At 58.2% G+C, this 14,118-nt stretch carries 12 protein-coding genes and 1 tRNA gene; 9 read left to right on the top strand and 4 right to left on the bottom strand.

The genetic code is table 11. From position 1 onward, the window contains the following. Positions 1–90: 90 nt before the first annotated feature. Positions 91–855, top strand: a complete 765-nt coding sequence (locus J5W70_RS12900) for a hypothetical protein (protein ID WP_215832665.1) — start codon at positions 91–93, stop codon at positions 853–855. A 410-nt stretch (positions 856–1,265) separates the two neighbouring features. Here J5W70_RS12900 and J5W70_RS06450 read toward each other — a convergent pair whose 3' ends face one another. After that, positions 1,266–2,603, bottom strand: coding sequence for an MATE family efflux transporter (locus tag J5W70_RS06450; RefSeq protein WP_022398159.1), 1,338 nt, complete (start codon positions 2,601–2,603; stop codon positions 1,266–1,268). 137 nt (positions 2,604–2,740) lie between these two features. Further along, a complete protein-coding gene (locus J5W70_RS06455) occupies positions 2,741–4,540 on the bottom strand; it encodes a TrkH family potassium uptake protein (RefSeq protein WP_215832666.1) in 1,800 nt (599 codons plus the stop codon). A 203-nt stretch (positions 4,541–4,743) separates the two neighbouring features. On the opposite strand from J5W70_RS06455, the gene J5W70_RS06460 reads away from it, so the two are divergent. The 4 genes from J5W70_RS06460 (at position 4,744) to J5W70_RS06475 (ending at position 8,801) form a co-directional block, all read left to right on the top strand. Continuing rightward, positions 4,744–4,830, top strand: a tRNA-Leu gene (locus tag J5W70_RS06460). Between the two features lie 257 nt (positions 4,831–5,087). Further along, positions 5,088–6,083: an L-dopachrome tautomerase-related protein gene (locus J5W70_RS06465; protein WP_022398157.1), complete on the top strand. Its 996-nt coding sequence runs from the start codon at positions 5,088–5,090 to the stop codon at positions 6,081–6,083. A 179-nt stretch (positions 6,084–6,262) separates the two neighbouring features. Then, positions 6,263–7,300 carry a threonine aldolase family protein gene (locus J5W70_RS06470; protein WP_022398156.1) on the top strand — a complete coding sequence of 346 codons (1,038 nt, stop codon included), beginning with the start codon at positions 6,263–6,265 and terminating at the stop codon, positions 7,298–7,300. A 316-nt stretch (positions 7,301–7,616) separates the two neighbouring features. Beyond that, complete coding sequence (locus J5W70_RS06475; protein ID WP_022398155.1) at positions 7,617–8,801, top strand: DUF418 domain-containing protein; 1,185 nt, start codon at positions 7,617–7,619, stop codon at positions 8,799–8,801. A 25-nt stretch (positions 8,802–8,826) separates the two neighbouring features. On the opposite strand, the gene J5W70_RS06480 is transcribed toward J5W70_RS06475, so the two are convergent. Then, the gene (locus tag J5W70_RS06480; RefSeq protein ID WP_022398154.1) at positions 8,827–9,321 is read right to left on the bottom strand and encodes a YbhB/YbcL family Raf kinase inhibitor-like protein; all 495 of its coding nucleotides are present in this window, start codon (positions 9,319–9,321) and stop codon (positions 8,827–8,829) included. Between the two features lie 232 nt (positions 9,322–9,553). On the opposite strand from J5W70_RS06480, the gene J5W70_RS06485 reads away from it, so the two are divergent. Both J5W70_RS06485 and J5W70_RS06490 read left to right on the top strand, forming a co-directional pair. Further along, positions 9,554–10,540 carry a hypothetical protein gene (locus J5W70_RS06485; RefSeq protein WP_022398153.1) on the top strand — a complete coding sequence of 329 codons (987 nt, stop codon included), beginning with the start codon at positions 9,554–9,556 and terminating at the stop codon, positions 10,538–10,540. A 74-nt stretch (positions 10,541–10,614) separates the two neighbouring features. Further along, positions 10,615–11,298: a hypothetical protein gene (locus tag J5W70_RS06490; protein ID WP_215832667.1), complete on the top strand. Its 684-nt coding sequence runs from the start codon at positions 10,615–10,617 to the stop codon at positions 11,296–11,298. Positions 11,299–11,334: 36 nt separating this feature from the next. Here J5W70_RS06490 and J5W70_RS06495 read toward each other — a convergent pair whose 3' ends face one another. Next, positions 11,335–12,387, bottom strand: a complete 1,053-nt coding sequence (locus J5W70_RS06495; RefSeq protein ID WP_022398151.1) for an SPFH domain-containing protein — start codon at positions 12,385–12,387, stop codon at positions 11,335–11,337. A 262-nt stretch (positions 12,388–12,649) separates the two neighbouring features. Here J5W70_RS06495 and J5W70_RS06500 point away from each other — a divergent pair, with 262 nt between their 5' ends. Beyond that, positions 12,650–13,519: a TIGR01777 family oxidoreductase gene (locus J5W70_RS06500; RefSeq protein WP_022398150.1), complete on the top strand. Its 870-nt coding sequence runs from the start codon at positions 12,650–12,652 to the stop codon at positions 13,517–13,519. Further along, positions 13,516–14,043 carry a lipocalin family protein gene (locus tag J5W70_RS06505; RefSeq protein WP_022398149.1) on the top strand — a complete coding sequence of 176 codons (528 nt, stop codon included), beginning with the start codon at positions 13,516–13,518 and terminating at the stop codon, positions 14,041–14,043. The genes J5W70_RS06500 and J5W70_RS06505 overlap by 4 nt, the downstream gene beginning before the upstream one ends. Positions 14,044–14,118 lie beyond the last annotated feature (75 nt).

Raw genomic sequence — 14,118 nt, forward strand, 5'->3', positions numbered from 1 at the left:
AATTGATTCATAATCCTTTCTTTCACTTGAAATTTTATGGCAAAAAAACCATTAGAAACAGGTGCTCCGGAAGCGTCCGCAGCCAAAAAAATGGCTGCCCGCAAAACGGCTGCCAAAAAGACGGCCTCTACGACCAAGAAGGCCGCCGCGGCTGAAAAGAAGCCCGCTGCTGACGCCGCTTCCGTAGAAGCGCCCAAAACCAAAATCAAAACGGTCAAGTCCGCCCCGAAAACCGCGGCCAAGGCAAAAACCGTGAAACCCGCCAAAAAGGCGGCTGACAAGAAGGCCCCCGCCGCTGAAGCGCCGGCTCCTTCCGTGACTCCGGCTCCCGCCGCTCCCGTTGAAAAAAATACCGCTCCCGAGGCTTCCCAAAGGCCCCAGGCTGCCGCTCCGGTCAAGGTCAAGCGCGAATCCTTCCGCCCCAACCGCAACCCGGAACAGCAGGAACGCCATGAACAGCATGGCGGAGACTCCTTTGCCCAGCCGGAAACCGTGGGCGGAGCTTCTGAAGGTTCCTTCAACAAGCGCAAGCGTCGCCGCCGCAATAAAAAGGGCAACGGCTCAGAAGACCGCCAGCCCATGCAGGACTCCGCTTCCTTCAAGCAGCTGGATGGCAAGAAAGTGGCCTCCCGCGCCTGGAAAATGTTCCTGGCGGAAGTGTCTGAAGAAGGGCTTGCCCTGATGGACGACCAGACGGCGCGTGAAGCCGCGCGCCGTGCCTTCCGTTGCGCGGAATTCTTCATGATGGAAGAATCCCGCCGCAAGCACGCCCAGAAGGCCGCCCCCCAGCAGCAGGAAAAAGCTTCCTCTCCGGAGGAAGACCGTGATTCCGAAGAGGATTCCGGCGAAGAATAATCCCGGCCTGTTCCGTTTTTGCCCTGCGGCTTGTGCCGCGGGGCTTTTTTATGCCCTTGGGAAAGACCTCTGAAAGGTGGCGGTGCTCTCCTAGGAAAGGCCGTTCCGGAAATGCGCTGGCGTCGTTTTCCCCTGATTTGCAGAATGGAAAACCCCTGTTTCACGCTTAAAGGTTCTTCCTGAATGGGAGCGAATCGATCTATTCTTCCGGCGTCTGTGAATGGCCGGACTTTTTTATCCGGGACATGGATGAGGGAAACGGGTTGAACCCGGTTGGCTTGACTGGGGCGGAATGGACACTCCTCCATCCATGCCGCTCTCATCAAGGAACGTCATGGGCATGGATGGATGCCGCCGCCTTTTACGGTGGAAAAAAGCAGGGAAGGGTTGCGTTTTTGCCGTATTCCTGTTTATACCTTCTTGCCGCGCCATTTTCCGCTCTTCAGGTACCACCACGCCAGTGCTATCAGGGCAATGCCGTAAACGTGTTCGGAGAACCAGCAGAGAGCCACGTCAGGCTTGAGCCTGATGACGATGTAATAAACGGCGGCGGTGTAAACAGTCAGGGAAATCATCTCCATGATGAAGCCCGCCTTCGTGTTGCCCGTGCCGGATACGGCATTAAACAGGATGAATGCCGGAGCCATGATCAGGGTGGAGGTGGACATCACATAAACGGAATTAATGCTGGCGGCAATCAGGGACGGATTATCCGTGAAAACTCTGAGAACGGGTTCCGGGAACAGGCACAGGATGACAAGCAGCGGAACCAGGATGGCATACGTCAGGTTAAGCGTCATCCCGCAGGTTCTGAACAGATAGCGCTGTTCCCCCGCGCCGATCTGGTTGCTGATGAGGGCTCCCGCCGTGGTGGCGAAGGCGCTGATCACCATGATGAGCAGCGCGGAAATATTGCGCACGATGTTGGTCACGGCCAGGGGGCGTTCCCCCAGATGTTCAATCGCCAGGAAAAAGATGAACCAGATGGAGACGGAAATGAAGGATTGCACCATGGTCCAGCCGGAAATGGACAGCATGCCTTTCAGCAGATGGGGACGGAACGTGAACGCCCGGCGGAAGCCGTACTTCCGCTTGTCTGCCGTCGTGCCCGTGTAAATGATGAAAAAGAGGAGGGAAACGGCCTCCGACACGCTGGAGGCAATGGCCGCCCCGGCGATGCCCATGACGGGAAAGCCGCCTTTCCCGAAAATGAGGCAGTAATTCAGCACCACGTTGCTCAGGAGCATCACGACGGAGTTGATCGTCAGAATCTTCGTTTGGGTAATCCCCACGTAATAGGCGCGGAACATCACGCAGAGGAAGGAGAAAAAGATGCCGTAGGTGCGCCAGTGCAGGTAATCCGCCGTGGCGTCGTAAACCTGCGGGGACTCGATGATATCCCGCAGGATGATGGGGGAAAAATATTGGGAGGCGGTGAACAGAACCACCGCCAGGGCCAGCATGAAATAACAGCCCTGGATCATGGTGGGTCCAATGCGGTTGTAACGGCGTTCCCCGTTGCGGCGCGCAATGATGATCTGCGCCCCGAAGCCGAAGCCGAAAGCCAGCATGAACATGGCCATGTAATACACGCCGCCCAGGGCGCACGCTCCCAGCGCCACATCCCCCACGCGGCCCAGGAAAATGGCGTCCGTCAGGCCGATCATGTGCTCAATGATCAGGCTGATCATGAGGGGATACGACATGAGCCATATCTTTTGATAGGAAATAAAGGAGGGATTATTCATAACAAGGGCGTTCCGCGGGCATGATCTGCCGGGAGCAGGCGCTAAAGGTCCGGCATTCTTGGCTCAAACCGTTTTCATGCAAGAAAGAAATGCGTTTGTCTCCATGTATGTCATGAAAAACGGAGAAAAACCGCGGGTCAGCTGAGGGGAAGCCTGGTTTCCGGATACCGCAGCGGAGACTTGCTGGGCTGTTTCATGAACGCCAGCACGAATGCCACCATGCCCACGCGGCCCACGATCATGTTAAACACGATAATCCATTTGCCCGCATCGCTGAGTTCCGGCGTGACATTCCAGGAAAAACCTACCGTGGCGAAGGAGCTGACCACCTCGAAAAACAGGCGTTCCAGGCTCAGTCCCGGTTCCGCAAAACACATGACCGTGGTCATCATGCCTACCCAGGCCCCGGCCAGGATAACGGTGATGACGGCGCGCTCCACCACGCTGCGGGCAATCCGGCGCTTGTGCATCACCACGTCCTGCTTGCCCTGCAAGATGCGCGCCACCTCCCCGCAGGAAACGGCGAACGCGGTGGTATGGACGCCCCCCGTCGTGGAACCGGGATTGCCGCCGATGAACATGAGCGCCCCCAGGAACAGGGCGTACGGGACGCTGTTGAGCGCCATGTCTGAAATATTGAACCCGGCGGTGCGCGCCGTGGCGTTGAACAGGCTTTCCCACAGAATCCAGTACCAGGGATCGGCAGAAGTGAACAGGCTGCCGTCAATCGCCTTGATCAGGAACAGGATCAATCCGCCGCCCAGCACCAGCGCGGCGGTCATGCGCACGACCAGCCAGCTGTACGTGGACCAGTGGCGGCTGATAGTGTTCCGGCTGTCCCAGCCCAGGGCCACCCTGGCGCGGCGGACGATCTCTAGGTACATCGCAAACCCCAGACTGCCGCAGAGCACCATCACCATGATGGTAATCTGGCCGCCCATATTGTAGGCCACATCCGGCGTAGCCAGGTTGTCCGCAAACAGGCTGAACCCTGCGTTGCAGAAGCCGGAAACGGAATGGAACACGGCGTACCACCAGAGCGTGTCCCCCTCCAGCCCCGGTACGTTCCTCCAGGAAAAATAAAGGGCTATGGCTCCCAGCGCCTCCACCCCGAACGTGACGGCAATGATGTTCTTGATGAACCGGTCCACCTGGGCGATGCCCTCTTCATCCAGCAGGTTGCTGATGGTCACCTTGGAACGCAGGCTCAGGCCCTGGCCCACCATCAGGGAGACGAAATAAGTGAACGTCATGATGCCGAAAGCGCCTACCTGGAAAAGCACCAGCAAAATGGTCTGCCCGTAATTGGTGAAATGCTCATGGACGTTCAGGGGCACCAGCCCCGTGACGCAGACGGCGCTGGTGCTGATGAAATAAGCGTCCGTAGGGGAAAGAATGATGCCGTCCTTGGTAGCGCCGGGCGACATGAGGAGGGTTCCCCCCAGCGTAATGAAGGCAATCAGCGTGAGCAGGAAAAGCAGGGCCGGGCGGATGCGCGGCAGGTGGAACCCCCGGTTCCGGCGGGCCAGGCGGAAAAAATACTCCTTCAGGTTCAGCAGGGGAGCCGCTCCGTAGCAGAGGCAGAGGGCGCGGAAAATATTCTGAAGCTCTATTCTGGAAATAAAGGTGGAATTGAAAAAATTCCCGGCCAGCATGACCAGGATAAGGAGGCCCAGCCCCAGCTCCATCCACCGCGGGTTCCGGATGGACCTGGCAAGCCACTTCTCCCGCAGGATGCCGAGAACTCCGGTAAGCTGGCCGAGCACCAGCAGGGACAGGATTTCCCGGAAATAACGCAGGGAAAGCTGGTCCTCATGAATCTCGCCGAAGCCGTTCCACCACAGCAGCCACATCAGGGCAGCCAGCGTACACAGGCCGAACCCCATTTCCATGACCTCAAAACGGTTCAATAGCGGTTTTTCCCTCGTCTCATTCACAAGCCTGAAATGGTGGTGCCTCTGATGCTGAGGGGAGACTACTGCATACGGAAGGATTTGAGAAGCCCTTATATCGTTTCCATGCCGTCCCGGTTGCCGGGGGGGGAAAGAGGCCCTGGAAAATATTTTCTTTCATGTGCAGGAAAATAGTTGCCAATCCGCCGCCGCTGTGCATAATAACCCCCGTTCTTACCAAACCATGTGCGCTCGTGGCGGAATTGGTAGACGCGCTAGATTCAGGTTCTAGTGGGGGTTCCCCCGTGAAGGTTCGAGTCCTTTCGGGCGCACCAAACAAGGCCGTGCAAGTTAACTGCTTGCACGGCCTTACTGGTTTCTTGGGGATAACGGTTTCCATTCAAAATGGCATCAGGTGCGGGAAAACGGGGCATTTTTTTGCAAATGACGGGAGTGGTGCTGCGAGGAAAGCTGCGCCCGCGGGGAATGAACGCGGAGCGCCTCAGTATTGTCTTGCAGTCAATAGAGAGATTAAAATCCCATGTTCCCCGTTAAATGTTTTTTCTTTTCCGCTTCCGTTGTTTTATTCCTCATGTGCGCGTTTGCTCCGGCCGGGCGTGCGGAGGCGAAGATTGAGGACGTCGCCTCGTTCAAGGGGGCGCAGGTGACCGGAGTGACGGTGTCGGACAAGGGCAGGATTTTTGTCAATTTTCCCCGCTGGCAGGAGCAGATTCCGTGCTCCGTGGCGGAGGTCCGCAAGGACGGCAGCTATACCCCTTATCCGGATGAGAAAACCAACCGGTGGGAGAAGGGAATGCCCGGAGACGGAGATGCGTTTGTGTGCGTGCAGTCCGTGGTTGCGGACGGAGACAGGCTTTATGTGATTGATACGAAGAATCCCATGATCGGCAAGACTGTCGCCGTTCCTGCATTGTACGTGTATGACCTCAATACGGACAAGCTTGTCAGGAAGTATCCCCTGGCGGAATCCACCAGCCCGGATTCCTATGTTAATGACCTGCGCGTGGACCGTGAGCATGGCAAAATTTATTTTACGGATTCCAACGATCCGGGGTTGATCGTCCTGGACATGAAGAGCGGAGAGAATTATCGAATGCTGGACCATCACCCCTATACGACGGCGGAACAGGACCATGTCACCGTTGAGGGGAAGAGGCATGACGGAAAAGTCCATGCCGACGGGATTGCCCTGGACCGGAAGAACGGCATCCTGTATTTCCACGCCCTGACGGGTAAAACCCTGTATGGAATACCCACCCGCCAACTGATTGACCGGAAGGTGGATGAAAGCAGGATTTTTTCCATGAAAACGCCTTCCCCGGACGGCATGATCATGGACGACCGGGGCAACCTTTACATGGGGGACCTGGAAGAGAACCGCATTGTCTATCTCACTCCGGACCGCAAGGAGATCAAGGTTCTGGCTTCCGGGGACGGAATCAGCTGGCCGGACACGTTCAGCATTCATGACGGGTACCTGTATTTCACCAATTCCCGCATTCAGGAAGCCAGCGGGGATATTTCCAAGATGGAGTTTACGCTGAAAAGGGTGAAGCTGCCGGAATAAGCGGCCTGGGCGGAGCGGAGGATGGCTGAGCCTCCGGCATCTGTGCCGTGAAACCGCTTGCGCCCTGCCGCCCTCCGCCGGAACCGCGACGTGGCTTGCCCCTGTTCCGGAGGTATTCTTCATCTTCCTTTACATGACAGGCGCCCCGGGCTACAGTCCCCGCGTTTTTCAGGAAGGCAATGATTCTTTTCAACTGTGACTACAGTGAAGGCGCCCATGCGGATATTCTCCGCAGGCTGGCGGAAACGAATATGGAACAGACAGCCGGGTATGGGGAGGACCCCTATTGCGACCGGGCCCGGGAGCTGATCGCTAATTTGTGCGGCAGAACGGACCTGGACATTCATTTCCTCATTGGAGGAACCCAGACCAATTTCACGGTGATTGCGGCGGCCTTGCGCCCCCATCAATGCGTGCTGTGCGCGGATGCAGGCCATATCAACGTCCATGAGTCGGGAGCGGTGGAGGCGTGCGGCCACAAGGTTTCCGCCATTCCATCCCTGGACGGGAAGCTGACGGCCCGGCAGATTGAGGATGCGTGGCACGCCCATTGGGACGACGAAACCCATGAACACATGCCTCAGCCCCGGATGGTTTATATTTCCCAGCCGACGGAGCTGGGGACCATTTATTCCCGGAGGGAACTTCAGGAGATTTCCGAAGTCTGCCGCCGCCGGGGGCTGTACCTGTATATGGACGGCGCGCGCCTCGGCTACGGCTTGTGCGATGAAGGCAATGATCTGGATCTGCCGGCAATTGCCTCCCTCTGCGACGCCTTTTACATCGGCGGCACGAAGGTCGGCGCCCTGTTCGGGGAAGCCCTGGTGCTGCGCCATGATGCCCTGAAGGAGGATTTCCGCTACATTGCCAAGCAGAAGGGCGGCCGGCTCGCGAAAGGGAGGCTTCTGGGCATCCAGTTTCTGGAGCTGTTCCGTGACGGCCTTTATTTCCGCCTGGGGGCCCACGCGGACCGTCTGGCCGTGATGCTCCGGGATTTCTGCCGCGCCAGGGGACTGGCGCTCCCCGTTGCCAGCGGGACGAACCAGCAGTTCGTCACGATGCCCGATTCCGTCCTGGATGAGTTGGGGAAGAAGTACGGCTTTGCCTACCTGCGCCGGGAGGATCCCTCCCACAGTACCGTGCGTTTCTGCACGAGCTGGGCCACGCGGGAGGAAGACGTGCGGGAGTTGATGGCAGATATCGGCCGTTTGTGCTGAGGTGTTCCCGTTTCCAGAGAGCGCCGGGGTACCTGCACCGGGTTTCATTGTCTGCCGGGGCAGGGGGAAGAGCGTTCTCCGGCTCATCTCTGGGAAGCGGTATTGAGCTTTCCGGAATGCGGAAGGGCGGGGATGGCACGGATATGTCCTTGACCGCGCAGCAACCATGGCCGGGGGGACGCGTCCGCCGCCCGGCATGGAATAAATTTTCCGGAAGGATGCTCCGGCTGCGATTTTGGCTGTAAAAGGCTTTTTCATGGTGTATAGGTGACTTCTGTTGAAACAGAGGCGTTCCGTACGCCGTATTATCATAGCCATGGAACCCTTACTCTCTCCCGACAGCAAACGCATTTATGTGGTGGACGCCCTGCGCGGTTTTGCCGTGATGGCAATCATGCTGCTGCATTTCCTGGAACATTTCATCTACAATTCCTATCCCGTGGCTTCCTCCCCGGTGATGGAGGCGGCCAACCAGCAGTTCAAGGACGCTTTTTTCTTCCTGTTTGCCGGAAAGTCCTACACCATTTTCGCCCTGTTGTTCGGGTTCACCTTTGCCATCCAGTACCGCAACCAGGCCCGGAAGGGCCGTGACTTTGCGGGCAGGTTTGTCTGGCGCATGTGCCTGCTGGCGGTGTTCGCCTGCATGAATGCGGTGTTTTTTCCGGGCGGAGACGTGCTGCTGACCTTCGCCATCGCAGGGCTGCTCCTGGTGCCGTGCCGCCAGCTGAAGACTTCCACTCTGGTGGTATTATCCCTGTTCTTCCTGGCCCAGCCCCTGGAATGGGCGTATGCGGCAGCGCAGTGGGTGAATCCGGGCTGGGCGCCTCCCTCCCTGGCTGTTGCGGAATCGTACGCTGCCCTGAAAACGGCTGTGGATACGGGCAATTTCTGGCTGATGGCGTGGGAGAACCTGACGGTGGGGCAGTGGGCAAGCCTGGCCTGGGGCATTGAGGCGGGGCGCCTGATGCAGGCTCCGGGACTGTTTCTGCTGGGGTTCGTGCTGGGGCGGCAGGATTTCTTTTTGCAGAATGACCGGAATGCCATGTTCTGGACCCGGGGGATGCTTCTTTCCCTGGCCGGAGCCGTGGCGTTTTATGTGGTGATGTCCCTGCCGGATTTGCCTGCCCCGGTGCACACCGTGTTCACCATGTGGCACAATGTCTGCTTTACCGGCGTGTGGGTAGCCGGGTTCGTCCTGTTGTACCGGCTGGAATATTTCAGGAAAGTGACGGTTCCTCTGCTGACTTATGGACGCATGAGCCTGACCAACTATGTCTCCCAGTCCCTGATAGGCTCCCTGATTTTCTTCCCGTACGCGCTGGGGCTGGCTCCTTATTGCGGGTATCTGGCCAGCTTTGCAATCGGCTGCGCCGCCATGGCCGGGCAGATATGGTTCTGCCGCTGGTGGCTGGAGCGGCACCGTTACGGGGTGCTGGAAGGGCTGTGGCACCGGGCAACCTGGATGGGCGCCGGAAAGGCGGCCAAGCCGGAAGCCCGGTAGAAACGGTGATTTTCTCCGGTACAGGTTATTTTGCCGGTACCTGGTCGTAAAAGACGAGGGATGCTTTTTCCAGCGTGTGCTGCCAGAGCTGGAAGCCTACCTGGGCGGCCGGGGTATCCGGAGCCACGGGCAGGGATGCCGTATCCAGCGCATAAACGGTGACCAGGTACAGGTGCCACCCGTGGCCCGGGGGAGGGAAGCTGCCGCTGTAGCCCGTGAATCCGGCGTCATTGCGAATTTGGACCGCCTGCTCCGGCATCAGGCGGGTGGCCGGATTTCCGGCATCCGCGTGCAGTTCCCTGACGGAGGCGGGAATGTTGACGGCCAGCCAGTGCCAGAATCCGCTTCCGGTAGGCGCGTCCCGGTCATGGATGGTAACGGCAAAGCTTTTTGTTCCTTCCGGCGGATTGGTCCAGAAGAGCTCGGGGGACTGATTGCCGCCGCCTATGCTGGTGTGCCGGTGGACAGGCGTGGCAACGCCGCCCAGGTCCTTGCTGTGGAGTGTAAATGATGAAGGCATAAGGTCAGGATTTTATTTCAGTGTTGTTCGTTCAAAATGAGGGGAAGGGATCAGGAGATTGTGTGGAAGGGCTTGCTGCCGGGCTGTCCGGCGGCTTTCTCCCGGATGCTCCAGATTCATTCCTTGTTGATTTTTTCCTTCCAGTCGTGTTCGGTTGGTTCCCTGGTACGGGAAAGGGTGCCGTTCCAGATGGCTCTTTCCTTTGTAAGGGAGATGTAGTATTGCGTGACGTATGGAAGGGCGGACGGACATCGGCGGCTTTTTCGGCCTGGAATTGCCGGAATACGGCAATTTCCCTCAGTGGCATCACGGCCGGAGCGTGGCCGTGAATTCCGGCAGGCGCGCTTTGGAGTATATCCTGCGCCGCCTGGGGGACGTGCGCCGTGTCCACGTGCCCCTTTATACATGTGGAACGGTGCTGGAACCGATGGAACGGCTTCACATTCCCGTTATTCCTTACCGCATTGACGGGCATCTGGAACCGGAAGAATTGCCGGAGCTGGAGGAAGGAGAATTCCTGCTGTATACAAACTACTTCGGCATCAAGGAGAAGTACGTGGACCGGCTGGCCTCCCGGTATGGCGGCAGGCTGGTTGTGGACAATGCGCTGGCCTTGTATTCTCCCGCCCGTCCCGGCGTGGCGTCCCTGTACAGTCCGCGCAAGTTTTCCGGCCTTCCGGACGGGGGAATCGCCGTCATGGATGCAGACCAGCCGCTGCCGGAACCGGAGGAACGGGATGAGTCCCTGCCGGATGCCGCCTTTCTGCTGGGATGCCTGGAACGTGGGCCGGAAAGGGCTTCCGCCGCCTGCGGACGGAACGAACGGAGGCTGGAAAACGCCCCCCTGCGTAAGATGTCCCGTCTGACGGAGCGGTTAATGCGCGGAATTGATTACGAGCAGGCGCGATTGCGCCGCATGGACAATTTCCTGTTTCTGCACGAAAGGCTGGGACATCTGAACCGCCTTTCCGTGGAGCCGGATTCCTTGTCCGCTCCATTTTGCTATCCGTTTTGGACGGCTTTTCCCGAGCTGAGGAATGTGCTGATTGATGAACGCATCCTGGTTCCCCTGCTGTGGCCGGAGGTGCTGGAACAGGCCCCGGAGGGCAGCCTGGAACGGAAGCTGGCGCTGCATCTTCTGCCGCTTCCCGTGGACCAGCGCTGCGGGCCGCAGGACATGGAGCGCGTCGTCCGGACCGTGGAGAATTTTTATTCCTGAAACAAGGAGGAACTATTTTGTTAGAGCGGCAATAAGGCGTTGACGGTGTGAACGGACTGCTCTAACATTTTTGAATGTCCGACTATCTCTCTTCTCTGGGCTATCCTTTCCGTGGAAGGCCCATGGTTTTTGCCTTTGCCGTCCTCATTGTATGGGCCATGTTCCTGGCGGCCTGGGCGCCCCTCATCGGCTGGATTGCCATTTTTTGTTTCCTGCAACCGTTCATGTGCGCCTTTTTCATGAAGATGGTGCAGCGGTCCGCCATGGGGGAGGAGGAAATCTGCCTCTTTCCGGAGTTGGAGGAATGGCTGGACGATCTGATGATGCCTTACATCCGGCTGGTAATGTGCATGGCAGTCTCCTTCCTGCCTCTGGTCATTTATCTGGGAGTGATGGACTGGGACATGGACAGCCCCCTTATCTGGCTGTTCATTGCGGCGGGTGCAGCTTATTTCCCGGGCGTTTTCATGAGGACTTCCGTGCTGGAAAGTTTTTCCGGGCTTTCTCCCGCGGGCTGGTGGGGGCTTGTCAGAAAGGCGCCTCTTCCCTATGCCGGGCTGCTCGGCGCCATCTGCGCGGGGGGATGGGTGATTCTGAGCCTTCCTTCCGGGTTTCTGATGGATTTTGCCATGGCGCCCGTGAAGCTGTATGTCGCCTGCGTGCTGATGAACATGTGCGGCTTGTTCATGCTCAAGCATGAATTTGCCGGGGAAGAGGAGGATGGCGGTTTTTCCATCTCCGGTTCCGCCGCTTCATGACTGTCGCCGTTCCGGCAGCGCCGGGGAAAGTGAGGCTTATTTGGCGGACTCCCTGTCCAGATTGAGGATGCCCAGCACGGACATGTTCCCTTCCGCATCCTTGCCGGAGGGAAGATAGACCTTGGCATTGTTCAGCATGTTTTCAAAGGCCTTGGCGCGGAGCACGTTCGGCCCCATGGCCTTTTCCTTCAGCGCCAGCCCCGCCGCTTCCGCCCTGGCGGCTTCCAGGGAAGCTTCCGCGCGCGCTTTCCCCTGCATGACGATGACTTTGGCTTCCGCCTCGCCGCGTGCCAGATTAGCGTTCGCTTCCTGGCGCGCTATTTCCATTTTCATGGCTCCTTCCGCCTCCCCGCGTGCGCGCTGGATGGCGATGTCCTTCCGGGCGATTTGCAGCTCCGTCTCCTTCCGTTCATTTTCCTGGGTGGTCTGCACTTTCTTCACGACGGATTCAATGATGGCCTGCGGAGGATTGGTTTCTCCCACGGCTACGGAATCCACGATGAAGGGGGTGCCGTCCAGTCGCTTGCTCAACTGCGTGTAAACGTTGTCGGAAATCTTTTGCAGGCTGCCGGAGGCGTCCAGGGCGTTGTACTGGCTCAATTCCGCCCGTACGGCGGTGCGGAAGGGCTGCTGGATGAAATTCTTGTAGGCAAAGAGCATGATCTCGTCCGCCACTTCGTCGTCATTGCGGCCGGAGCTCTGCGCGATGCCGCCGTAATCCTCCATGAATTCCTTCACTCGGGACGGGTCCAGGCGGTAAACCAGGGAGGCCTTGCAGGAGATGGGCAGTTTGTCCTTGCCCAGGATGGCGCCGCCGTTGCGGGCATCGAATTCCTCCACCGTGGTATCCGGCGTGATGGAAACCTTGCTGACTTCCCTCCGCCATACCCATCCCGTGGAGGATGGCCCGATCAGGATGCCCTCAAACTTGTTCTGGCCGAAAATGGGCTTGGAATAGACGTAGCCGGCAAAACCGGACAGCACGCGCTTGTTGCTGAAATTGTAAAAGGAGAAGGCCGCCGCACCCGCAGCAATGATGACAATGGCGGGAATGAGCAGGGAAAGGAAAGTTCTGGGAGTTTTATTCATGAGAGAGTAGTGGTTGTGACGGTTTCCAACATAAAAGGCACCCGGTGAAAATCAAGTTCTCTTTTTCCGTCCGGCCGCAGGGGAAATTCCGGTGAAGAGCGCGTTTCAGGAAAAGGAAGGCGGCAAAGTATGTCCTCCGCTGAACGGAGGAGAGAGGTGGAAATGTCTTATCCGGTAAAGGTTGTCCGTTCCCGTGCGGGATATTTCCAGCAGTGTTCCGGAGCGCCCTCCGCGGAGACGGGCCGCCATCTGATTTACAGTCATGAATGTAGCCATTACGGGTTCCAGCGGATTTATAGGCAGCCACTTGTCCAGCCGTCTTGCGGTGTTCGGGCATCAGGTGACGCCTTTGTGGCGCTATCTGTTCACGCAGGACAGCGTGGATTGCCTGGCGGAGGCTCTGGCGGGATGCCACGCTGTCATCAATCTGGCCGGGGCGCCCATCGACCGGCGGTGGACGGACGCTTACAAGCAGGAACTGGTGGAGAGCCGCATTATGACCACCCGCAAGCTGGTGGAAGCGGTCAATCGCCTGCACGAACCTCCGGAAGTGATGATTTCCACTTCCGCCGTCGGGTATTACAGCCCGGCCGGCGGCTGCCATGGCGAACAGGACGATCCGGCGGCGGATTCCTTTCTGGCGGAATTGTGCGTGGCCTGGGAAAAGGAGGCGGAACTGGTGAACGACTCCGTGCGGCTGGTCCGCACCCGGTTTGGCGTAGTCCTTTCCCCGGATGGAGGAGCACTCCCCAGAATGGTGCGCCCGGCCCGGTTCGGCATCACGGCGGCGGTAGGGAACCCGGACCATCCCTTTTCCTGGGTGGCGCTGGAGGACCTGGTGGATGCCCTGATTTTCATCATGGGGAAGGAGGACATTTCCGGCCCGGTCAATGTAACGGCTCCGGAACGCACCACCAACCGGGAATTTTACAAGGCTGCCGCAGAACATTTCCACACCCGCCTGTCCATCCATGTTCCGGACGCCGTCCTGCGCCTGCTGATGGGGGAAGCCTCCCAGGTGATTACCAACGGGCAGTGCGCCATTCCGGAGACGCTGATGCGGGAGGGATTTGAGTTTCAATATCCGGATATCCGCACCTTTTTTAACAAAGCATTCCCTGTCAAATCATGAGTATCATACAGACCATCGTTACTTCCCTGTTTCACGGCCATTCCGTCAAAACCGACCCCATGCCGGATTTCAATCTGGAACGTTATCTGGGGGAATGGCACGAAATCGCGCGCCTGGAAAATTGGTTTGAGCGCGGGCTTCGCAAGGTGCTTGCCCGGTATGACCATGGAGAGAACGGTACCATTTCCGTTACCAACAGCGGTTATGACGTCCGTACCGGGGAACGGAAGGAGGCTCATGCGAAGGCTGTGGTGGGAGACGCCCCCAATCATTTGAAAGTGTACTTCGTGCCGCTGGTGTACGGCCGGTATGAAGTGGCCTTTCTGGATGAGGATTACAGCCGCGCCGTGGTTTCCGGCGGTTCCCTGAATTACCTGTGGCTGCTGGCCCGGACGCCGCAGTTGAGGGATGAAGAGCTTCAGCCGATGCTCCATTGCGCGGAGGAACTGGGGTATGATACCTCCCAGCTGATTTACTCCAATTCCCTGGCTTCCACGGATAATGGCATTGGGCGGGATCTGTGAGGGATACCGTTCTTGAAATGGGAGTGCGGGGTAGGGATAACGGCTTTATGGAAGAGCCAAGCTCCTTTGTGGAAA

The sequence above is a fragment of the Akkermansia massiliensis genome, assembly GCF_018847375.1.
In the GTDB taxonomy this organism is placed as follows: domain Bacteria; phylum Verrucomicrobiota; class Verrucomicrobiia; order Verrucomicrobiales; family Akkermansiaceae; genus Akkermansia; species Akkermansia massiliensis.